At 69.3% G+C, this 20530-nt stretch carries 18 protein-coding genes and 1 riboswitch; of the genes, 7 read left to right on the plus strand and 11 right to left on the minus strand.

Going from position 1 to position 20530, the window contains the following annotated elements; translation table 11 throughout:
• Window positions 1–11: 11 nt before the first annotated feature.
• Window positions 12–1346, minus strand: coding sequence for an O-acetylhomoserine aminocarboxypropyltransferase/cysteine synthase family protein (locus tag A6048_RS04400; RefSeq protein WP_107748614.1), 1335 nt, complete (start codon window positions 1344–1346; stop codon window positions 12–14).
• Window positions 1347–1398: 52 nt separating this feature from the next.
• Window positions 1399–1514: riboswitch (SAM riboswitch) on the minus strand.
• 157 nt (window positions 1515–1671) lie between these two features.
• Between A6048_RS04400 and A6048_RS04405 the strand changes: the two genes are divergently transcribed.
• The 3 genes from A6048_RS04405 (at window position 1672) to A6048_RS04415 (ending at window position 5173) form a co-directional block, all read left to right on the plus strand.
• Window positions 1672–2889 (plus strand): NADP-dependent isocitrate dehydrogenase, encoded by a 1218-nt coding sequence (locus A6048_RS04405; protein WP_107748613.1) that lies wholly within the window; start codon window positions 1672–1674, stop codon window positions 2887–2889.
• A 147-nt stretch (window positions 2890–3036) separates the two neighbouring features.
• On the plus strand, window positions 3037–3909 hold the full coding sequence (locus A6048_RS04410) for a bile acid:sodium symporter family protein (RefSeq protein WP_107748612.1): 873 nt from the start codon (window positions 3037–3039) through the stop codon (window positions 3907–3909).
• 100 nt (window positions 3910–4009) lie between these two features.
• Window positions 4010–5173, plus strand: a complete 1164-nt coding sequence (locus A6048_RS04415; protein ID WP_235027381.1) for an MFS transporter — start codon at window positions 4010–4012, stop codon at window positions 5171–5173.
• On the opposite strand, the gene A6048_RS04420 is transcribed toward A6048_RS04415, so the two are convergent.
• From A6048_RS04420 to A6048_RS04430, 3 genes are read right to left on the minus strand one after another with little or no spacing between them, the layout of a single operon-like run.
• Entirely contained in the window at window positions 5160–5759 is a 600-nt protein-coding gene (locus tag A6048_RS04420) for a TetR/AcrR family transcriptional regulator (protein WP_107748610.1), read from the minus strand. The two genes, A6048_RS04415 and A6048_RS04420, sit on opposite strands and share 14 nt — an antisense overlap.
• Window positions 5760–5763: 4 nt before the next feature.
• Window positions 5764–6963: a hypothetical protein gene (locus tag A6048_RS04425; RefSeq protein ID WP_200837320.1), complete on the minus strand. Its 1200-nt coding sequence runs from the start codon at window positions 6961–6963 to the stop codon at window positions 5764–5766.
• Between the two features lie 3 nt (window positions 6964–6966).
• The gene (locus tag A6048_RS04430) at window positions 6967–8490 is read right to left on the minus strand and encodes an FAD-dependent oxidoreductase (protein WP_107748609.1); all 1524 of its coding nucleotides are present in this window, start codon (window positions 8488–8490) and stop codon (window positions 6967–6969) included.
• Between the two features lie 98 nt (window positions 8491–8588).
• Between A6048_RS04430 and A6048_RS04435 the strand changes: the two genes are divergently transcribed.
• The 3 genes from A6048_RS04435 to trpS all read left to right on the plus strand — a co-directional run bounded on the left by A6048_RS04435 (window position 8589) and on the right by trpS (window position 11213).
• Window positions 8589–9434, plus strand: coding sequence for an exodeoxyribonuclease III (locus A6048_RS04435; protein ID WP_107748718.1), 846 nt, complete (start codon window positions 8589–8591; stop codon window positions 9432–9434).
• Between the two features lie 137 nt (window positions 9435–9571).
• A complete protein-coding gene (locus tag A6048_RS04440; RefSeq protein ID WP_107748608.1) occupies window positions 9572–10045 on the plus strand; it encodes a PPOX class F420-dependent oxidoreductase in 474 nt (157 codons plus the stop codon).
• Window positions 10046–10130: 85 nt separating this feature from the next.
• Window positions 10131–11213: a tryptophan--tRNA ligase gene (gene trpS / locus A6048_RS04445; RefSeq protein ID WP_235027378.1), complete on the plus strand. Its 1083-nt coding sequence runs from the start codon at window positions 10131–10133 to the stop codon at window positions 11211–11213.
• Between the two features lie 365 nt (window positions 11214–11578).
• On the opposite strand, the gene A6048_RS04450 is transcribed toward trpS, so the two are convergent.
• The 4 genes from A6048_RS04450 to A6048_RS04465 all read right to left on the minus strand — a co-directional run bounded on the left by A6048_RS04450 (window position 11579) and on the right by A6048_RS04465 (window position 15344).
• Window positions 11579–12589, minus strand: a complete 1011-nt coding sequence (locus tag A6048_RS04450) for a ribonuclease HI family protein (RefSeq protein ID WP_107748607.1) — start codon at window positions 12587–12589, stop codon at window positions 11579–11581.
• A gap of 69 nt (window positions 12590–12658) precedes the next feature.
• Window positions 12659–12931, minus strand: a complete 273-nt coding sequence (locus A6048_RS04455; RefSeq protein ID WP_425320805.1) for a hypothetical protein — start codon at window positions 12929–12931, stop codon at window positions 12659–12661.
• A gap of 14 nt (window positions 12932–12945) precedes the next feature.
• Window positions 12946–14130: a fatty acid desaturase family protein gene (locus A6048_RS04460; protein WP_235027633.1), complete on the minus strand. Its 1185-nt coding sequence runs from the start codon at window positions 14128–14130 to the stop codon at window positions 12946–12948.
• 74 nt (window positions 14131–14204) lie between these two features.
• Window positions 14205–15344 carry a flavin reductase family protein gene (locus A6048_RS04465; protein WP_107748605.1) on the minus strand — a complete coding sequence of 380 codons (1140 nt, stop codon included), beginning with the start codon at window positions 15342–15344 and terminating at the stop codon, window positions 14205–14207.
• Between the two features lie 252 nt (window positions 15345–15596).
• Here A6048_RS04465 and A6048_RS04470 point away from each other — a divergent pair, with 252 nt between their 5' ends.
• On the plus strand, window positions 15597–16196 hold the full coding sequence (locus A6048_RS04470; RefSeq protein WP_107748604.1) for a TetR family transcriptional regulator: 600 nt from the start codon (window positions 15597–15599) through the stop codon (window positions 16194–16196).
• 119 nt (window positions 16197–16315) lie between these two features.
• Here A6048_RS04470 and A6048_RS04475 read toward each other — a convergent pair whose 3' ends face one another.
• The 3 genes from A6048_RS04475 to sdhA all read right to left on the minus strand — a co-directional run bounded on the left by A6048_RS04475 (window position 16316) and on the right by sdhA (window position 20511).
• The gene (locus A6048_RS04475; RefSeq protein ID WP_107748603.1) at window positions 16316–17719 is read right to left on the minus strand and encodes a D-alanyl-D-alanine carboxypeptidase family protein; all 1404 of its coding nucleotides are present in this window, start codon (window positions 17717–17719) and stop codon (window positions 16316–16318) included.
• Between the two features lie 234 nt (window positions 17720–17953).
• Window positions 17954–18745, minus strand: coding sequence for a succinate dehydrogenase iron-sulfur subunit (locus A6048_RS04480; protein ID WP_107748602.1), 792 nt, complete (start codon window positions 18743–18745; stop codon window positions 17954–17956).
• Window positions 18745–20511 (minus strand): succinate dehydrogenase flavoprotein subunit, encoded by a 1767-nt coding sequence (gene sdhA / locus A6048_RS04485; protein WP_107748601.1) that lies wholly within the window; start codon window positions 20509–20511, stop codon window positions 18745–18747. Before sdhA ends, A6048_RS04480 begins: the two co-directional genes overlap by 1 nt.
• Window positions 20512–20530 lie beyond the last annotated feature (19 nt).

Consider the following 20530-nt stretch of genomic DNA (forward strand, 5'->3'; position numbering starts at 1 on the left):
GCGGTCGGGCGTCAGGAGAGCGCGGCGAAACCGAGCTCGAGGTCGCCGATGATGTCATCGACGGCCTCGATGCCCACCGACAGGCGGATGGTCGCGATGGTGACCCCCGCGATCGCGTTGGCCTCGGGGGTGCCCTGTGAGTGGGTGGTGGTGGCCGGGTGGCACACCAGCGAGCGGACGTCACCGATGTTGACCAGGCACGAGTGCAACTTGAGCGCGTCGATGAACTTCCAGGACTGCGCCTTGACGTCCTCCTCGGAGGCGCCCTGCGGCACCGCGAGGTCGAACGTGACGATCGCGCCGGCACCCTTGGGCGACAACTTCTTCTGCAGCCCGTTGTAGGGCGAGGAGGTCAGGCCGGCGTACTGGACGGCTGCCACGTCCTCGCGCGCCTCGAGCCACTCGGCGACCCGCTGCGCGTTGGACACGTGGCGCTCGATCCGCAGGCTCAGCGTGTCGATGCCCTGGACCAGTGTCCAGGCGTTGAACGGGGACGCGGCCGCACCGGTGTCGCGAAGGAGCGTCACGCGGGCCTTGAGCGCCAGCGCGGGCGCTCCGAGATCGGCGTAGACGAGGCCGTGGTACGCGGGGTCAGGGGTGGTGAAGGACGGGAACACATCCTCACCGTCGCGCTGCACGCGCCAGTCGAACTTTCCGCCGTCGACCAGGACGCCACCGAGGGAGGCTCCGTGGCCGCCGAGGTACTTGGTGGCCGAGGAGACCACGACGTCCGCGCCCAGCTCCAGCGGGCGGATGAGGTACGGGGTGGCCACCGTGTTGTCGATGACGAGCGGAACCTGGTTGTTGTGCGCGACCTCGGCGATGGCCGGGATGTCCAGGATGTCGTTCAGCGGATTCGAGATGGACTCGCCGTAGAACAGCTTCGTGTTCGGTCGCACCGCTGCCTGCCAGGAGGCGGGGTCGTCCGGGTTCTCCACGAACGTGGTCTCGATGCCGTACTTGGGCAGCGTGTGCCGGAGCAGGGTGTCGGTACCGCCGTAGAGGCGGGGGGAGGCCACCACGTGGCCGCCCGACTGGGCGATCGCCTGGATGGCGGCGGTCTCGGCGGCCTGGCCGGACGCGAACAGCAGACCGGCGACGCCACCCTCGAGCGAGGCGATGCGATCCTCCGCCGCGGCGACCGTCGGGTTGGTGATCCGGGTGTAGATCGGACCCATCTCGGCGAGCGCGAACCGGTCCGCAGCCTGCTTGGCGTCCGCGAAGACGTAGGAGGTGGTCTGGTAGATCGGCAGATTGCGAGCTCCGGTGTCGGAGTCGACGGGCTGCCCCGCGTGGATCTGACGGGTCTCGAAGGCCCAGTCGGGATTGCTGTTGTCGTACGTCATAGGGGCGGAGCCCCTCCTCTCGTCAGAAGGGTCCGGCCGCTTGACGACAGCGGACCCGCGCTTGCCTGTCACCCGGGTGGGTGGTGGCCAGGTCGTCTCCCGGGGCACCCCACCGCGGTGGAGGGTTGCCGTCCAACGAGCCGGGGCTTGTCGCTGGAACTCATGACCTGGGGAGAGGTTAGCCTAAGCCGCTCGGCGGCGGCAACGAGGGGTAACGGGATCGAGCGGCCCCTGACGGACCGGACGGGTCCGTAAGATGAGGCGTACGTCACAATGTTCGCCGACAACGCCGGCCCCAGCAGGGCGAGCGGAGAAAGAGGGCCCGATGTCGAAGATCAAGGTCGAGGGGACGGTCGTCGAACTCGACGGCGACGAGATGACCCGCATCATCTGGAAGTTCATCAAGGACGAGTTGATCCATCCCTACCTGGATGTGGATCTCGAGTACTACGACCTCGGCATCGAGAACCGTGACGCCTCGGACGACCAGGTCACCGTGGATTCCGCCAACGCCATCAAGAAGCACGGCGTGGGCGTCAAGTGCGCCACCATCACTCCCGACGAGGCTCGCATGGAGGAGTTCGGACTGAAGCGGATGTACCGCTCGCCGAACGGCACCATCCGCAACATTCTCGGCGGGACGATCTTCCGCGCACCGATCATCATCTCCAACGTCCCCCGCCTGGTGCCGGGCTGGACCAAGCCGATCATCGTGGGCCGCCACGCCTTCGGCGACCAGTACCGCGCCACCGACTTCAAGGCTCCCGGCGCCGGCAAGGTCACCATCACGTTCACGCCGGCCGACGGTTCCGAGCCGATCGAGCACGAGATCGTCGAGATGCCGGAAGACGGCGGCGTGGTCATGGGCATGTACAACTTCACCAAGTCGATCGAGGACTTCGCACGCGCCTCGTTCAACTACGGGCTGCAGCACGACTACCCGGTGTACCTGTCCACCAAGAACACCATTCTCAAGGCCTACGACGGCGCCTTCAAGGACATCTTCCAGGACGTCTTCGACCGCGAGTTCAAGGCCGAGTTCGATGCCGCCGACCTGACCTATGAGCACCGCCTCATCGACGACATGGTCGCCTCCGCGCTCAAGTGGGAGGGCGGGTATGTCTGGGCCTGTAAGAACTACGACGGCGACGTGCAGTCCGACACGGTGGCCCAGGGCTTCGGTTCGCTGGGCCTCATGACCTCCGTCCTGCTCACCCCGGACGGTAAGACCTGCGAGGCCGAGGCCGCCCACGGAACCGTCACGCGCCACTTCCGGCAGCATCAGCAGGGCAAACCCACCTCCACCAATCCGATCGCCTCGATCTTCGCCTGGACCCGTGGGCTCGAGCACCGGGGCACGTTGGACAACACCCCAGAGGTCATCGAGTTCGCGCACCAGCTCGAGGACGTCGTCATCACGACCGTCGAGGGTGGCCAGATGACGAAGGATCTGGCCCTCCTCGTCGGGGAGGACCAGGACTACCTCACCACGGAGGACTTCCTGGCGGCACTGGACGAGAACCTGAAGCGCGCTCGCGCCTGAGCCGGGATCCCCGCAGCCTGAACCGTGGCCCCCGCGCCTGGACGGTGTGGGGGCCGCGGCCGTCGCCGGTGGGATAACGTGACCGGACAGTGGTCCAACTCACATATGGACCGGCCCCCGTTCGCCCGATGACCCCAGGAGCCCCTCGTGGACCAGAGTCCCCTGATCGATATCGGCCTACCGGTCGCCCTGGCCATCATCATGATCGGCATCGGACTCAGCCTCACCAGGGAGGACTTCGCGGTCCAGGCCAGGTCGCCGTGGGCCACGATCGTCGGACTGTTCGGCCAGCTGGTCCTGGTGCCGTTGATGGGTGTGGGCGTGGCCCTGTTGTTCGGGCTCTCCCCGATGTTGGCCCTCGGTGTGGTGCTCGTGGCGGCGACGCCCGGAGGGGCGACGTCGAACCTCATCACCTACCTCGCCCGTGGCAACGTCGCGTTGTCGGTCATCCTCACCGCACTCACCTCCGTGGCCGTCATCCTCACCCTCCCGATGTGGTTCGGCATCGGCGCGCGGATCATCCCGGGAGCCGCCGACGCCGAGGTCACCGTCCCGCTCGGCCAGACCTTCGGGCTCCTGCTGGGGGTCATCCTCATCCCTGTGCTCCTCGGCATGGTCCTCCGTGCGCGGAAGCCCGCACTGGCCGCCCGCATCGAGCGCTTCGTCGGCATCGTCGGGCTCGTCGTGCTGGTGTTGCTCATCGTGGGCATCGTCCTCGGCGAGAGGGACCGGATCGTAGACCTCATCGTGGCGGTGGGGCCGGCGGTGGTCGTCCTGAACCTGGCACTGATCGTGGTGGGTGGACTGCTCTCCTGGGTGTGCCGTCTGCGCCGTGCCGAGCAGATCGCAATCGCGGTCGAGTTCGGCATCAAGAACACCACCCTGACCCTGCTCATCGCCTTCACCGTGATCGGCGACGAGGAGGTGGGCCTGGCGGCCGCCGTCTACAGCATCGTGATGTACGTCACCGCGTTCCTGGTGGTCTACATCGGCCGGCGCCTCATGCGCACCGCCCCCTGATCGGGCCGGGAACGGCAGGCCGTCTCCGGGGTGGGCGTAGCCTGCTCCGGTGACCACGAGCCCCACTACCGGTGCCGCGCCCACCGCCCGGCGCGTGCAGATGGCCATCCTCGCCCTGGCGCTCGGCGGGTTCGGCATCGGCGTCACCGAGTTCGCGGCGATGGGGCTGTTGCGGTCGATCGCCGACGACTTCGGGCTCACCGAACCACAGGCGGGACACGTGATCACCGCCTACGCCCTCGGGGTGGTGGTGGGAGCCCCGCTGCTCACCGTGTGGACCTCCCGGTGGCGCCGCCGCACCCTGCTCCTCGTGCTCATGGCGCTGTTCACCGTGGGCAACACCGCCGCCGCCTTCGCTCCCACCGCGGAGATCCTGGTCGCCGCCCGGTTCGTCGCGGGAATCCCGCACGGCGCCTACTTCGGCGTGGCCTCGCTGGTGGCGGCCTCTCTCGCCGGCCAGGGACGGCAGGCGCGGGCGGTATCCCTGGTCCTGCTGGGTCTGTCGGTGGCCAACGTGATCGGTGTCCCGGCCGCCACCTGGCTGGGCGAGGCCGCAGGCTGGGAGGCGGCGTTCCTCGCGGTCGGGGTGATCGGAGCTCTCACCGTGGCCGCGATCTTCGTCGTCGTCCCCGAACCGGCGGGCGGGGTGGTGGTCAGGGCGCGCGAGGAGCTGGCCGCGCTGGCCCGACCCCAGATCCTGGCGACCCTCGCCGTGGGCTGCGTGGGATTCGGTGGGATGTTCGCCGTCTACACCTACATCCAGTGGACGATGGTCGACGTCGCCGGGATCGACCGCGGCTGGATGCCCGCGGTGTTGGCCGTCTACGGTCTCGGCATGGTGACCGGCAACCTGCTCGGGGGCGTGGTGGCGGACCGGGACCTCGACCGCGGGTTGGTCGCGATCGCCTCGGCCATGACCGTGGTCCTGGCGCTGTTCGCGGTGGCCGCGCATCATCCGGTCACGGCGCTGGTGGGTTTGTTCCTCGTGGGGATGACGGGGTCCGCGCTCGTGCCCGGTCTGCAGGCCCGACTGATGCAGTACGCGGGCAGGGGTCAGACACTGGCGGCGTCCCTCAACCACTCCGCGCTCAACGCCGCCAACGCCCTGGGGGCGTGGCTCGGCGGAGTGGTGATCGCGCTGGGCTTCGGTTACACGTCCCCGGCGCTCGCGGGAGCGGCCCTCGCGGCTGCCGGTCTGGCGATCCTCGTGGGAGCGGTCTGGACGGCGCGTCGGTCCACCCGCGACGAACTCAGGACCGGGTGAGCGCCGGAACGAGCCACCGTTCGAGGAGCGCGCGGACCTCGTCCTCCGGTCGCGGCACCTCGGTGGAGGAGTCCAGCAGGGAGATGAGTAGTCGCATGATCATCTCGGCGAGGCCGTCGAGGTCGTCGTCGGAGACCCCGGCGTCGGCCCAGTCCACGGGGAACCTGCGCAGCATCGCGGAGCCGTACCCGAGCATCACCGGGGAGGTGGCGGCCCGGCTGAACGTGGCGGTGTCGCCGAGCTGCAGCAGCAGGTTGAGTCGTGGGTCGTTCGGCACCGTGCGCAGGCAGAACAGGATGCCTTCGACAACGGCGTCCGCGGGGGAGCGGCTGCCCTCGAGGTGGGAGACCATCCGGTCGACGAAGTCCTCGGCACCCCGGGCCGCCACGACGCTGACGATCTCGCTGATGCTCCCGAGGTGCCGGTACACCGTCTGCCGGGTCACCCCGAGTTCGGCCGCGACGTCGGAGAGGGTCGTCTTGGCGACCCCGTGACGGTCGATCAGGCCGGCGGTGGCGTCGATGATGCGCTGACGCGCCTCCTCCTCGTTCGCCGGGGGCCGCCCGCCCCACCCGTGTCTCGCCATCGGATCAGGGTGTCACATCGGCCTCGCGCGTCTGCGGATCCCCGGTGTCGGTGGGAGCGCCGCCGGGAGTGCCGGTGGCGGTGCCGCGGGCGCCGGTGGGGGTCCGGGTCGCCAGGACCGCCGCGACGACGAACCAGGTGGCGACCGCGAAACAGGCGAGCGCGTACCACCCGCTGCCGATCGGGGTGCCGCCGGCGGTGACCCCGTCCGTCGCGCCCAGGAACGCCGGGAGTGCGGCGATCCAGAACAGTGCGTGCGCACCCACGTAGGTGGCGGGATACACCCGGACGAAGGCGGGCGAGTCGAACGGTTCCGCGGAACCCCTCCACGTCCGACGGGTCCCGTCCGCCAGCAGCCACAGGCCCACGAGCCACAGGATCCCGAGGAACGTCCACAGGATGACCTTCTGGAGGGTGCCCTCGCCCTCGGCGTCGACCCCCACCCTGGTGGGAGCGGCCAGGATCACCATGAGCACCGGGGTGAGCACGCCGGCGAGCACGGTGCGCCAGGCCAGCGATCCGCCGCCCATCGGGGTCCCGGTGCGCCCGGGCCCGCCGAGGAGCTTGACGACGAGCCACACCATGACGCCGAACGACACCGAGGCGAACACCCACATGCTGTTCATGGGGACGGAGGCGAACATCGGGGTGTTGATCATGTTCTCCGGGTTCCACGCCCACCACTTGAGCTGGGGTCCGAGCTGATCGAAGATCTCGTAGAACACCTGGCTGGCGAACGCCGTGGCGATCGCCCCGATCGCCGCACCACGCCGTGTGAAGATCCCCAGTGCGCGGACGAGCTCGTAGGTGATCTGTGAGATCACCGGGTAGAACGCCACGATGTACAGCGGGAGCCGGTCGAACATGAACTGCACCGTGAAGACGTTGTGCGAGAAGATGAAGCCCACGTAGTCCTGCAGGCCGAACCACTCGGGGAAGTACAGCGGCGGCTCGATGACGGCCAGGTAGATCAGCGAGGCGAACCACAGTCCGAGGTTCACCGGGTCGCCGTCGCGCCGCCAGCGCCGCCACGCGTGGACCAGTGCGAAGACCGCACCGGCGATGATCAGCACCTCGAGCAGGGGCATGGTCCAGTGCTCGAGCGCGAACGGGGAGCGCACGGCGCCGACGGGGTGAGCGTCGTCGCAGGCGAAGCCGAGGAAGTCCGCGACCTGCCGGGCATGCGGTTCACAGGAGTACGCCATGGTTCAGCCCCTCGTCCGACGGGTCGCGGTCCGCGGCGTGGCAGCCGCCGGCTCGACGGGGTTCGCGGGATCGGAGTAGTCGGTTCCCGGCGGGTCGGACCGGATGTCGAACCCGGCGGGGACCCGGGTGCGGCCGAGCGCCTCGCGGATCTTGTGCCGCAGCAGCCCCGAGACGAAACGCGGGTCCGTCATCATGTCGCGCAGCGACTTGTCCAGGTTGAACACCGCCGTGAACGTCTGCTCCACGTAGTCGTCCTCGCGGGCGGCGGCGGTGATGGCGTTGAACACCGGCCACGACACCTTCGCCATGATCTTCCGGCGCCACGCCGGGGCGACCTCCGTGCCCTCGGCGAAGTCGTACCCCTGGTCGCGGGCCATGGCGAGCATCCACGGCACCTCCAGGGACGCCCGCTGTCGGTCGAGGAAGTCGCGGGTGAAGGACGTGTCGAGTGAGCGGTACTCGCTCAGCACGTCGGAGAGCACGACAGCCGAGCGGGCGGCCGAGCTCATCCCCTGGGCGTAGAACGGGTTGAAGGCACAGACCGCGTCGCCGATCGAGACGAGGCCCAGCGGGGGGTGGTCGATCTCGTCGTAGCGGCGCCACTTGTTTCCGGTCGATCGAGTGAGATGCACCTCCGAGACCGGGGTGCTCGCGCGCATCGCTGCGGCGAAGGTGGGTGCGCGGAGACGGTCGGCGGCGGCCTCGAACGTCTCGGGTTTCCGCGGCATCTCCAGGCCCCAGGAGCCCATGCACGAGATCGCGCGGTCACCCTCGATCGGGAAGAAGTTGGACAGGTACTCGTGCTCCTGTGGGTGGGGGCCGTTCTCCTGGGTGGGGGTCAGCACCAGGTGCTTCCACCACCAGCCCGGCGGCCTCTCCGAGGGGGCCGGGAGCTGGTACCAGCGGGACGTGTAGGTGACCTTGGCGTCGAGGGTCTTCTCGGGGACAGAGGGCCATCCGGCGGCGGCGAGCCAGTCGCGGACCGAGGACCCGCGGCCCAGGGCGTCTACCACGAGATCGGCCTCGATGGTCCTGGTCTCGCCGCCGGCGTCCCGGTACTCGACCCCGGTGACGCGACCGGTGACCGTGCCGCCACCGGTGGTGGCCAGGCCGGACACGGCCGTGCCCTCACGGATCTCGACGCCTGCCAGTGTCCGGACCTTGTCCCTGAGGACGCGTTCGATGAGGACCCTGGAGGAGTAGATCATCGTCATGGTGCTGGACTTGCGCGGTCCCCACCCGTCGTTCTCGCCGTAGGCGGCCTCCATGGACGGCATGAGCAGCAGCCCGCCCGCCTCGATGAGTGACTCCTCGAACCCCGGGAAGATCGTGCCGATCGCGCGGCGCCCGGCGTTGAGGACGAAGTGCGGGTGCTTGCTCTGGGGGACTCCGCGCCGGTGCTCGGCACCGGGCGGCAGTTCGTCCCGCTCGAGGACGACCACCCTGTCGAAGTGCGGTGCCAGTACCCCGGCGGAGCACAGGCCCGCCACGCTCCCGCCGAGGACCACTGCTGTCGCTCCGTGCATCCCGAGATCCCTTCATTCATACATTGATCGTCCTAATGTATGAATGTATGCCCGGTGTGTCAACGGTCACCCTCCGGAGGGTCGGTAGCCTGATCGTCGTGAGCCTCACCGTCAGCACCGTCAACGTCAACGGGATCCGCGCCGCCGTCAGGCAGCGTTCGGAGACCAACCTCGGATTCCTGCCCTGGCTGGAGAGCAGCGGGGCGGACGTGGTCGCCCTCCAGGAGGTGCGTGCCGACGAGGACCAGGCCCGCAAGGCCCTCGCCCCCGCGCTCGACGCCGGGTGGTACCTCATCGGTTCGGCGTCCTCGCTCAAGGGCCGGGCCGGGGTGGCGATCCTCTCCCGGCGGGAGCCCACCGAGGTGCGCATCGGACACGGCGATCCCGAGTTCGATGAGTCCGGCCGTTACATCGAAGCCGTGTACCCCGGTGCCGTGGACGGCGAGACCGTCACCGTCGCCAGCCTCTACCTGCCCTCCGGCACGGCTGAGACTCCCAAGCAGGACGAGAAGGACCGCTTCCTGGCGAGTTTCCGGGAGCACCTCCACGCGAGCGCCGAGACCGTCGGCGCCCGTGACGGCCACGAGATGATCATCTGTGGCGACTGGAACATCGCCCATCGCGAGGAGGACCTGAAGAACCACAAGGGCAACCACAAGAGCTCCGGCTTCCTGCCACACGAGCGGGAGTGGATGTCCGACCTGTTCGCCGACGCCAGCGGGTGGACCGACATCGTCCGGCATCGTCGCCCCGACGAGATCGGCCCGTACTCCTGGTGGAGTCAGCGGGGCAAGGCCTTCGACAACGACGCGGGGTGGCGTATCGACTACCACGTGGTCTCCGACGGTCTGGTCGATCGCGCCGTGTCCGACCGGGTGGACCGCGCGAGCGCCTACGACATGCGGTGGTCCGACCACGCTCCGGTCACCGTTGTGTATGAGTGACCCGGTCTGCGGGTGAGGGTCCGTCACCGTCGGTGACTGGGTCTCGCGGAGGTCGGTGACGACGACGAGGGTGGCCGCTCGCCTCGGGCCCGCGGTCGCGGATGCCGCGTGGGGGACGGGTCCGTAGCCTCGGCACCATGACCAAGTACGCGACCGCCGAACGTCCCGATCGTGCCGGCCTCGAGGAGTTCCTCCGCCCCCGGCACCGGGCTGTCCTCATCACCCGGCGAGACTCGGGAGGGCTCCAGTCCTCTCCGGTGACCTGCGGTCTGGACGGGGCTGGCAGGCTCGTCGTGGCGACCTATCCGCAGCGCGCGAAGGTGCGCAACATCCGCCGTGACCCGGCCGTCAGCGTGTGCGTTCTCTCTGACGACTTCAACGGCCCGTACGTCCACCTGGACGGCACCGCGGAGATCGTCGATCTTCCCGAGGCCGTCGAGCCGCTGGTCGAGTACTTCCGCAGTGTGGCCGGCGAGCACGACGACTGGGACGAGTACCGCGCGGCGATGGCCAGGCAGGGCAAGTGCCTCATCCGGGTCGCGATCGACGACTGGGGCCCGGTCGCCACGGGCGGATTCCCGCCGGAGTCGGCGTCGCCCGCCGACGGCTGACGGTGCGGTGACCGCTGACGGTGCGGTGACCGGCCGTGCGAGGGCGTGACCGGCGGTCCGACGGCACCGTGGGATGATGGTGGCCATGTCTGAGCAGTCCACCTCCGCAGTTCCCACGCCCGCATCAGGGCCGGCCGACGCGCAGGCGCCGGCGAAGCGCCAGCGCGTCCTGTCCGGCATTCAACCCACCGCCGACTCCTACCACCTCGGCAACTACCTGGGCGCCGTGCGGCAGTGGGTCGACCTGCAGGACGACTACGACGCCTATTACTTCATCCCCGACCTGCACGCGATCACCGTCAAACAGGATCCCAAGGAGCTGCGCGAGCGGGTGTTCCGCGGCTGTGCACAGTTGCTGGCCCTGGGTGTGGACCCGGACCGCTCGGTGCTGTTCGTGCAGTCGCACGTCCCCGAGCACGCCGAACTGGCCTGGGTGCTGGGGTGCATCACCGGCTACGGCGAGGCCGCCCGGATGACCCAGTTCAAGGACAAGTCGTCTAAGCAGGGCACCGACGGGACCACGGTGGGACTGTTCACCTACCCGGTCCTCATGGCTGCCGACATCCTGCTCTACCGCCCGCACCTGGTGCCCGTCGGCGAAGACCAGCGTCAGCACCTCGAACTCACCCGCGACCTGGCGATGCGGTTCAATTCACGATTCAAGAAGACCTTCGTGGTTCCCGAGGGCAAGATCCTCGAGGGCTCGGCAAGGATCTACGACCTGCAGGACCCCACGGCCAAGATGAGCAAGTCGGGGGAGAACCCCAAGGGCATCGTCAACCTGTTGGACGACCCCAAGGTCTCCGCCAAGCGGATCCGCAGCGCGGTGACCGACTCCGACGGTGACATCCGCTTCGACCGCGAGATGAAGCCGGGAGTGTCCAACCTGTTGACCATCCAGTCGGCGTTCACCGGACGGGCGGTCGCCGACATCGTGGCCGACTACCAGACCGCGGGTGCCGGTTACGGTGCGCTCAAGACCGACACCGCGGACGCCCTCGAGGCGTTCGTGACCCCGTTGCGCGGTCGGTTCGACGAGTACATGTCCGACCGGGGCCAACTCGAACGGGTGCTGGCTGACGGCGCGGAGCGCGCCCGGGCGGTGGCCGGGCCGGTGCTCTCGCAGGTCTACCAGGCGGTCGGATTCACGGCGCCGCGTCGCGGCTGAGACACCGGGGGTCCGGAGGAGTTCTGTGAAGAAAAATCTATACAGATGTATCCTTGCCTCCCCGAAGCCCTATTTCACGGCAGCGACCGAGGGATGAAACACCTCGGTCACACTACGTCTCTAGAGTCGGTGCCAGCTTGACGGGGAGAGGAACCCGCCGAGCATCACATCACCTGTAGGGAGTCGCAACATGGGTCTAGTCGCCGGTCTGATCGGAATCGTTGGGGATCTGCTCCACCTGCTGCTGGGCGGCCTGTAGGCCCCGCGCCACGGTCGAGTAGCGGCGCCCCTCACCAGACGTGGTGGGGGGGCGCCGTTCCCCGTGTGCGGAGTGCTGCTCGCGCTGCCGTCCGAGGGTCAGGAGCTCAGGCCTCAGGCGTGCCCTGCTGGAAGGTCTGGCGCCAGGAGCCGCGGGACCGCACCCACACCGAGCTCCGCAGGATCGAGCTGTTCCGTGAACGCTCGCGCCAGACGAGCAGAATTGTGTCGGAACCCAGTTCGCGCGCGTCGATGACCTCCATCGCGCGGTCTCCGGTGCCACGGTCGGGTGACTCGGCGGCCGCGAGCCTGTCCTCGCGCGACCACACTTCTCCACGGGCACACACGTGGTTCCACGACGGGTCCAGGAGCGCATCGAGCCGGCGACGGTCGCCGCGGACCGTGTCGGTGAGCAGTGACCGCTCCAGTTCCACGACGAGATCCACGGCCGGCGCGGACGGCGTAGATGACGCGGACGGCGCCGAGGCGGATCCCGACTCTTCGAGGGTGAACAGATCCGGCTCGGCGTCCGCGGGACCCGCCGCGGCACCGGGCGTGGCCGTGGCAGCGGGCGTGGCGGTGGCCTTCGTGGGCCGCGCGCCACCGTCGGCGGCCGGGGGGACCGCCGGGTCGTCGCCCGCACCGACCGACCGGGCTCCCGGGAAACCGGGGCCGGCGTCGGGCTCCCGGCGCGACGCATGGGCCTTGGCAGCTCCGTTGGCCAGGACGTCGGCCTTCTCGTTGAGCTCGTGGCCGGCGTGGCCCTTGACCCACTCGAAGGTGACCTCGCGGCCCCGCATCGCCTCGTCGAGCGCCTTCATGACCTCGACGTTCAACACCGGCTTACCGTCGGCCTTCTTCCAGCCCTTGCGCTTCCAGCCGGCCATCCACTTGGTCACCGAATTGATGACGTACTGCGAGTCGCACAGGATGTGGAGTGGCTCCGGGGAGTGCGCGGTCTGACGCAACAGGTCCAGGACCGCGGTGAGTTCGCCCTGGTTGTTGGTACCACGTTTCCAGCCGCCGCAGCGCCATCGGGATTCGTCGATGTACCAGGCCCAACCGGCGGGGCCGGGGTTCCCGAGCGCGGAGCCGTCCGCGGCGGCGATGATCGTCACGTCGAGCGATCCTGCCACCGAGGCCGGGGGGAGATCCCACCGGCCACGGTCATCGGGTCACCACAGGCCTCATCCCTGCAGTTCGCCGTCCTCGATGCCGTCCAGTTCGATCTCGGGGGAGCTCTTGCGCTCGTCGAGCCGGGCCGCCCGGGCGGCCTCCCTCATCTCGATACCGTCGGTGACGAAGTCGCCGACCTCCTTGGCGATGGAGCCGATCGCGTCGGTGATGATCACGGTGATCCGGCCGACCAGCGACGCCCCTGCCTGGACACCTGCCTGGACCTGGTCCTTGTTGCGCTCGAAGTCGCCCATGGGACTGCTCCCTCCATCGGTGGTGTCCACGAAGGTACCCCGGCTCAGGCGGCCGGTGTCATCTTCCTTCGCTCGATGAGGACGGCCGGGGTGTCCGCCGGGGTGGGCGGCAGCGGCAGGGCGAGTCGGAACATCTTGGACCACACGTTCGCCACCTGCTTCCACAGCGGGCCGGTGGTGTACGGCAGACCGTGCTCCTCGCAGAGCGCCCGCACCTCTTCGGCGATCTCCGGGTAGCGGTGCGCGGGCAGATCGGGGAACAGGTGGTGCTCGATCTGGTGCGACAGGTTGCCGGTGGCCAGGTGCATGAACGGGCTGCCCGAGATGTTGGCCGAGCCGAGCATCTGGCGCACGTACCACTCTCCGCGGGTCTCCTCGGCCGTCTCCTCCTGCGTGAAGACCTGGGCACCCGAGGGGAAGTGGCCGCAGAAGATCACCGAGAACGCCCAGACGTTGCGGACGAGGTTGGCGGTGAGGTTGCCGGCGAACGTGAGCGGGAACAGTGGTCCGGTGAGTGCCGGGTGGACGATGTAGTCCTTGGCGACCTGGCCGCGCATCTTGCCCCACCAGCCGGCGAGGAGACCCTTGACGTCAGACCACTTGCGCTTGCCCTTGAGCACGTTGTCGTACTCGAGGTCGTGGAGCATGACCCCCCACTCGAACGCCATCATGAGCCCGAAGGCGTACAGCGGATTGCCCAGTCGCAGCGGGTTCCACGGCTGCTCGTACTCCATGCGCAGGATCCCGTACCCGATGTCCCGGTCGAGGTCCAGGATGTTGGTGTGCGTGTGGTGCATGTAGTTGTGCGAGTGCCGCCACTGGTCGGAGGGGCACACGTTGTCCCACTCGAAGCTGGAGGAGTGGAGCATGTCGTCGCGCATCCAGTCGTACTGGCCGTGCATGACGTTGTGGCCGATCTCCATGTTGTCGAGGATCTTGGACGCGCTCAGCGCGGCCACCCCGGCGAGCCAGGCGGGGGGCAGGAAGCCGAGGAACATCAGGGCACGGCCGGTCAGCTCGAGCCGTCTCTGGGTGCGGACCACGCGCAGGATGTAATCGCGGTCGGCGGTGCCCAGATCCGCGACCACCCGGTCGCGGATCGCGTCGAGTTCACGGCCGATGATCTCCACCGACTCGGCGGACAGCACCACCGGATCGGGGGCGGTGGCGGCCGTCTTCTCGGCCTTCGGCTTCTTGGAGCGGATGGTGGGGAGCTGCAGGAGAGTCATGATGGAGGTCCTTCCGGGTGTTCCGGTGGGCTTACGGGTGCGTGGTGCGCTGTGGTGTGTGGTGCCGGGGTCGTCTAGATGTCGATCTCGACATCACCCACGGGTGCCGAGACACAGATCTGGACGAGGCAGCCGGGTTCGGTGTCGACCTCGCCCGTCCTGAGGTCGCGGGTGGCCCCGGAGACGCGGACGGCGGTGCAGGTGTGACAGATGCCCATGCGGCAGCCGTGCTTCGGGGACAGCCCCGCTGCCTCCGCACCCTCCAACAACGTGGTCCCGGCATTGTGGGCGGATACGCCGCTCTTGACGTGGGTGACGGTGCCGCCGTCGCCCTCGGGCACGGGGCCGTTGGAGGCGGTGAATCGTTCGCGGAGGACGTCTGCGTAGCGTTCGGCTCCGAGCGCGTCCGCCAGCCCGTCGGCCAGGCCCTCGGGGCCGCAGAGAAAGACGGTGGCGTCGGCGTGCCACGGAGCCACCTCGTCCAGGTGGCCGGCGGTGAGGTGGCCGGCCGGGCCCCGGGGCGACGGGTCTGACGAGTCCGAGAGGTCTGACGAGTCTGACGGGTTCACGTCGGCGGTGGGCACAACCCGGACCTCGACCCCGGCGCGCGAGAGCTCGCGGATCCGGTCGCGGAACGGCACGTCCTCGACCCGGCGGGCGTAGTGCAGCCAGGCGACCCGGCCCGCGGACCCGTCGCCGCAGTGGCCCTCCCCGGCCAGGGTGGAGGCGATGGAGAGCATCGGGGTGATGCCGCTGCCGCCGCTGACCAGCAGCACGTCGGTCGGGCGGGCCTCGGGCAGCGTGACCTCCCCGACGGGGTTCCCGAGCAGGAGACGCATCCCGGGGCTGGCCTCGGACCACAGGTGCTCGGAGACCACGCCCCCCGGATGGCGGCGGACGGCGATCGTCGCCAGACCGTCGGATCGGGAGGCGGAGTCCACGGGGGAGTAGTGGCGGCGGTGTACGACGCCGTCGACCACCACGCCGATCTCGAGCGCGGCACCGGGAGCGGGTCGGTCGACCCCGGCCGGCAGGCGGAGAGTGATGACTGTGACGTCGGCGACGGGTCGGTCGACGGCCACGACGGTAGCGCCGGTCGGGTCGTCGGACCACGTCACTCCGAGCGAGCGGACGTAGTGCTCCACCGGGTGTGGGGTGAGGAGGGTGCGGGTGATCCCGCGGGAGAAGAGTCGGCTGATGGTCGGGGCGGTCATGAGGACCTCCGGAAGGTAGCGGTCGGTGTGGTCGGGAGCCGTCGGACGCGGCCTACTGCCGTGATGTGCGGCCCGGACCTCACGGTCGCGGTCGCACGACGGGGGTGTATCCGTCCGGGTCGACCACCGGACAGGTTTGAGTGTACATACGTTCTCTCAAATGAGAAGGGGCCTCGCTCTGTCTCGTGGGTCACACTCTGTCAGGGGGTCCCCCACGTGCGGATATGCCAGTCAGGCGATAGCATCACGGGCGTGGCGACACCAGGTACCCGGGCGGAACAGAAGCGGCACACACGTGCACTCATCGTCGCCGCGGGCCGCCAGGCGGTGGCCACACGGGGTTTCGCGGGCCTGGCCGTCCGCGAACTCGCACGCGAGGCGGGCATAGTCCCCACCGCGTTCTACCGGCACTTCGAGTCGGTAGACGCCCTGGCCTCCGAACTCGCGGCGGGGGCGGCCGAGGCGCTCGGACGCCTCGTCGACGACCTGGTCACCGAGCCTGCATCGGACCCCGTCGTGGACTGGCCCGGCCGGGCCTCGGCCGCCGCCGTCCGTGATCCACAGACCTGGTCGGTGCTCGCCCGCGGGCTCGTCGACACCACCCACGCCGACCACCGGGTGCTCTCGGCGGCGGTCGACTCCGCACGCCGCCGTCTGGGGATCACCCTGGGCCGGCTCGAGACGCTCTCCGGCGCAGACGGAAACGCGATCGACATCGCAGCCGACCTCGTCGTCGTGGTCCTCCTCCGACTCCTCGTGGAGGTGGCGGTGGGCTACGACGCGCGAGCTGCCGTCGAGGAGTGCACCGGACGCCTGAGGGTGATCCTCGCCGGAGCCGGCACGGTCTCCTGACACCACGTCGCCCCCCCCACCCAGCCATCAGGCCCACAGCCAGATCCACCACCCGGGACACGACCGGACCCACGCCCCGGGACACCGCCCGGGAGTGCGTGAGACACGTGGCGTGTACTTCAGCGGCGCGACCGCAGGGCCATCACCGCGCCGGCCAGCACCACCAGCCCTGCGGCACCGACGGCCAGCCACGGGCCGTGCCGCACGAGCACGGACCCGCTCGCGGCAGACGATTCGCGCTGGCCGGCGGTCCCGACCGCACCGAGGGGGCCGGAGGCCAGGTGCTCGGTCCCCGCTCCGGGCCCGGTCGGCGGACCCGTCACCAACCGCCCCACGGAGTCGTCGGTGTCGAATCCGGCGTCGAGGAGTTGGCCCGCCTGGTCCCACGGTGACGTGGGCACACGGGTGCCGTCGAGCAGAACCACCGCCAGGCGCCGACCATCCCGCTCGGCGGCACCGATGAACGTGTGTCGGGCGTCGTCGGTGAAGCCTGTCTTGCCGCCGATCGCCCCCGGGTAGTTGTAGAGCAACTGGTTGTCGTTGGCCAGCACGAACCCGGGGTTGACCGGGGTTCCGTCCGCGCGCGCGGTCGGGCCGGTGTGAGCCGGCGCCGAGGCGGGATCGGGTGCGTCCGCGCCCTCGCCCGCGGGATACCCGGGGAACCCGGACATCTCCGTGCCCACGATGCTGGCGAACTCGGGGCGAGTCATCGCGTCGCGGAAGATGAGCGACATGTCGTATGCCGACGACATCATCCCGGGCCCGTCCAGTCCGTTCACGGTGGGGGCATGGGTGCTCAACGCGCCGAGCCCGGCCGCGTGGGCGTTCATCGCCTCCAGCGTCTCCTCGATCCCGCCCATCCGGCGCGCGAGCACCACGGCGGCGTCATTGCCCGACGACATGAGCAGGCCACGCAACAGGCGGTCGACCGTGTACTCACCGCCCGGGCCGATGCCCACCAGGCTGCCCTCTGCGCCCCGGAGGTCCTCATCGGTCACCTCGATGACGCGGTCTGCCTCCAGGGTGTCCAGGACGACGGTGGCGAGCAGGGTCTTGATCAGGCTCGCCGGGCGGTAGCGGCCGTGGGGATCACGGGCGGCCACCACCTCGCCCGTGTCCAGATCCGAGATCATCCAGGCGCTGGCGGTGACGTCGCGGGGCACCTCGAACCCGTCCGGCGCCACGACGTCGCACCCTGCCAGGGCATCGCCGCCGGCGGGCGTCCCGGGAACCGGGGGAGGGGCGGGGGAGGTCTGACCGGGCAGCGGGACCTCGGACTCGTCGACGGGAGCCGGCGGTGCGGTGCGGTACGGGCACCCGGTGAGGTCGCGGGGGGTGTCGAAGTACTCGGGCGAGGTGGTCGACGGCAACACCGCGGGGGGCGGAGGCTCGGTGAGCGCGGTTTCCGGGGCCGGCTCGACGGCCGTCGCGGGACCCGCGACGGCGAGCGGCGCCAGCCCGACTAGCGCGGCCGTGACGACGCCGATGACTCTGTGCGCGGGACGTCGACGGGTGCGGGTCACGGGTCCCGAGTCTACGTCCGGGCTCGGCGGTTCCGGACGGGACCCGCCCGGGGGGTGTGGGCCATGTCCGGTCCGGACTCTCCAGGCGGGCAGGCGCGGGAGCGGATGCCGGAGAGGCGGGCAGGCGCGGGATCTGATACCGGAGACGCGGGCAGGCGCCTCTCCGCGAATGCCGGCGGGGCCGCACCCTCCACAGGAGGAAGGTGCGGCCCCGCCGGGCGAGTCGTCGGACGGTCAGCGCGCGAACAGCAGTGCGCGCTTGACCTCCTGGATCGCCTTGGTCACCTGGATGCCACGGGGGCACGCATCGGTGCAGTTGAAGGTGGTGCGGCAACGCCAGACACCCTCGGCGTCGTTGAGGATCTCCAGTCGCTCGGCCGCGCCCTCGTCACGCGAGTCGAAGATGAACCGGTGCGCGTTGACGATCGCCGCCGGGCCGAAGTACGACCCGTCGGCCCAGAACACCGGGCACGAGGTCGTGCAACAGGCGCAGAGGATGCACTTGGTGGTGTCGTCGAAGCGGGCCCGGTCCGTCTGGGACTGGATCCGCTCGGCCGTCGGCTGGTTGCCGGACGTGATGAGGTACGGCATGACGTCACGGAACGACTTGAAGAACGGCTCCATGTCGACGTACAGGTCCTTCTCCACCGGCAGCCCGCGGATCGGGGCGATGGTGATGGTGATGGACTTGCCGTCCTTGGGGAGCATGTCCTTCATGAGGACCTTGCACGCCAGGCGGTTGACGCCGTTGATCAGCATGGCGTCCGAACCACAGATGCCGTGCGCACACGACCGACGGAACGCGAGGCTGCCGTCCATGTAGTTCTTGACGTACATCAGGAGGTTGAGCAGACGGTCCGACGGAAGGGCCGGGACCTCGTACTCCTTCCAGCCCGCCGAGTCCGGATCCTCCGGGTTGAACCGGGCGATCTTGAGCGTGACCATGGTGGAACCGGGCGGCACCGGACGGTTGGAGTTGGGGTCCTTGCCGTCGTTGGCCTTGGTGGTGTCGACTGCGGTGGTCATCAGTACTTACGCTCCATCGGCTCGTAGCGGGTCTGCACTACCGGCTTCCAGTCCAGCCGGATCTCGGAGAGAAGACCGAGGCCGTCCTTGAACGCCATCGTGTGCTTCATGTACTCGTCGTCGTTGCGGTCCGGGTAGTCCTCGCGGGCGTGTCCGCCACGGGACTCCTTGCGATTGAGGGCACCCACAACGGTGACCTCCGCCAACTCCAGGAGGAAGCCCAGCTCGACGGCCTCGAGGAGTTCGGTGTTGAAGCGCTTGCCCTTGTCGCTGACGGTCACGTCGGCATAGCGCTTCTTGAGCACGCGGAGCTCGTCGCGGGCCTCGGTGAGCGACTGCTCGGTGCGGTACACCGACGCCTTGTCGTCCATCATGGCCTGCATCTCGGTCCGGATGTCATTGGCGTTCTCGGTGCCGTGATCCGCGAGCATGCTCTCCATCCACTCACGGACCATCTTCTCGGGGTCCTCGGGGAGCTCGACGAAGTCGTGGCCCGCGGCGTAGTCGGCGGCGGCGATACCCGCCCGGCGGCCGAACACGTTGATGTCCAGGAGCGAGTTGGTGCCCAGACGGTTGGAGCCGTGCACCGAGACGCACGCGCACTCCCCGGCGGCGTAGAGGCCGGGCACCACGTCGTCGTTGGTGCGCAGCACCTCGCCCTTGACGTTGGTCGGGATGCCGCCCATGACGTAGTGACACGTCGGGAACACCGGGACGAGCTCGGTGACCGGGTCGACACCGAGGTAGGTCCGCGAGAACTCGGTGATGTCGGGCAGCTTCTCCTCGAGCACGTCCGCGCCGAGGTGGGTCACGTCGATGTAGACGTAGTCCTTCTCGGGCCCGGCACCGCGGCCCTCGCGCACCTCGAGCACCATCGAGCGGGCGACGATGTCACGCGGTGCGAGGTCCTTGATGGTGGGGGCGTAGCGCTCCATGAAGCGCTCGCCGTCGGCGTTGCGCAGGATGCCGCCCTCGCCGCGGACGGCCTCGGAGATGAGGATGCCCAGGCCCGCGAGACCCGTCGGGTGGAACTGGTGGAACTCCATGTCCTCCAGCGGCAGGCCCTTGCGGAAGACCACGGCCATGCCGTCCCCGGTGAGGGTGTGGGCGTTGGAGGTGGTCTTGTACATCCGCCCCGAACCGCCGGTCGCGAAGACCGTGGCCTTGGAGTGGAAGACGTGGAGGTCGCCGGAGGCGAGCTCGTACGCGACGCAGCCGGTGGCGACGGGGCCCTCGGGGGTCTCCGTGAGGCAGAGGTCCAGGACGTAGAACTCGTTGAAGAACTCGACGTTGTGCTTGACACAGTTCTGGTAGAGCGTCTGCAGGATCATGTGCCCGGTGCGGTCGGCCGCGTAGCAGGCCCGGCGCACGGGAGCCTTGCCGTGGTCACGGGTGTGACCACCGAAACGGCGCTGGTCGATCTTGCCCTCGGGCGTGCGGTTGAACGGCAGGCCCATGTTCTCCAGGTCGATGACGGCGGTGATGGCCTCCTTGGCCATGATCTCCGCGGCGTCCTGGTCGACGAGGTAGTCGCCGCCCTTGACCGTGTCGAACGTGTGCCACTCCCAGTTGTCCTCCTCGACGTTCGCGAGGGCGGCGCACATGCCGCCCTGGGCGGCGCCGGTGTGGGAGCGGGTGGGGTAGAGCTTGGTGAGGACGGCGGTACGGGTACGCGGGCCCGACTCGATGGCCGCGCGCATGCCTGCGCCGCCGGCGCCGACGATTACCACGTCGTACTGGTGCTGGTGGACCTGACGATCGGTCATGGGATTCTCAGTGCTCGCT

The organism is Dietzia psychralcaliphila (genome assembly GCF_003096095.1).
In the GTDB taxonomy this organism is placed as follows: Bacteria; Actinomycetota; Actinomycetes; order Mycobacteriales; family Mycobacteriaceae; genus Dietzia; species Dietzia psychralcaliphila.

Coding starts and splice junctions, on each gene's coding strand:
- A6048_RS04480 (WP_107748602.1), bottom strand. CDS start 18,745: ATGACCACCGCAGTCGACACCACCAAGGCCAACGACGGCAAGGACCCC.
- A6048_RS04425 (WP_200837320.1), bottom strand. CDS start 6,963: ATGGCGTACTCCTGTGAACCGCATGCCCGGCAGGTCGCGGACTTCCTC.
- sdhA (WP_107748601.1), bottom strand. CDS start 20,511: ATGACCGATCGTCAGGTCCACCAGCACCAGTACGACGTGGTAATCGTC.
- trpS (WP_235027378.1), top strand. CDS start 10,131: ATGTCTGAGCAGTCCACCTCCGCAGTTCCCACGCCCGCATCAGGGCCG.
- A6048_RS04420 (WP_107748610.1), bottom strand. CDS start 5,759: ATGGCGAGACACGGGTGGGGCGGGCGGCCCCCGGCGAACGAGGAGGAG.
- A6048_RS04400 (WP_107748614.1), bottom strand. CDS start 1,346: ATGACGTACGACAACAGCAATCCCGACTGGGCCTTCGAGACCCGTCAG.
- A6048_RS04430 (WP_107748609.1), bottom strand. CDS start 8,490: ATGCACGGAGCGACAGCAGTGGTCCTCGGCGGGAGCGTGGCGGGCCTG.
- A6048_RS04415 (WP_235027381.1), top strand. CDS start 4,010: ATGGCCATCCTCGCCCTGGCGCTCGGCGGGTTCGGCATCGGCGTCACC.
- A6048_RS04405 (WP_107748613.1), top strand. CDS start 1,672: ATGTCGAAGATCAAGGTCGAGGGGACGGTCGTCGAACTCGACGGCGAC.
- A6048_RS04440 (WP_107748608.1), top strand. CDS start 9,572: ATGACCAAGTACGCGACCGCCGAACGTCCCGATCGTGCCGGCCTCGAG.
- A6048_RS04465 (WP_107748605.1), bottom strand. CDS start 15,344: ATGACCGCCCCGACCATCAGCCGACTCTTCTCCCGCGGGATCACCCGC.
- A6048_RS04460 (WP_235027633.1), bottom strand. CDS start 14,130: ATGACTCTCCTGCAGCTCCCCACCATCCGCTCCAAGAAGCCGAAGGCC.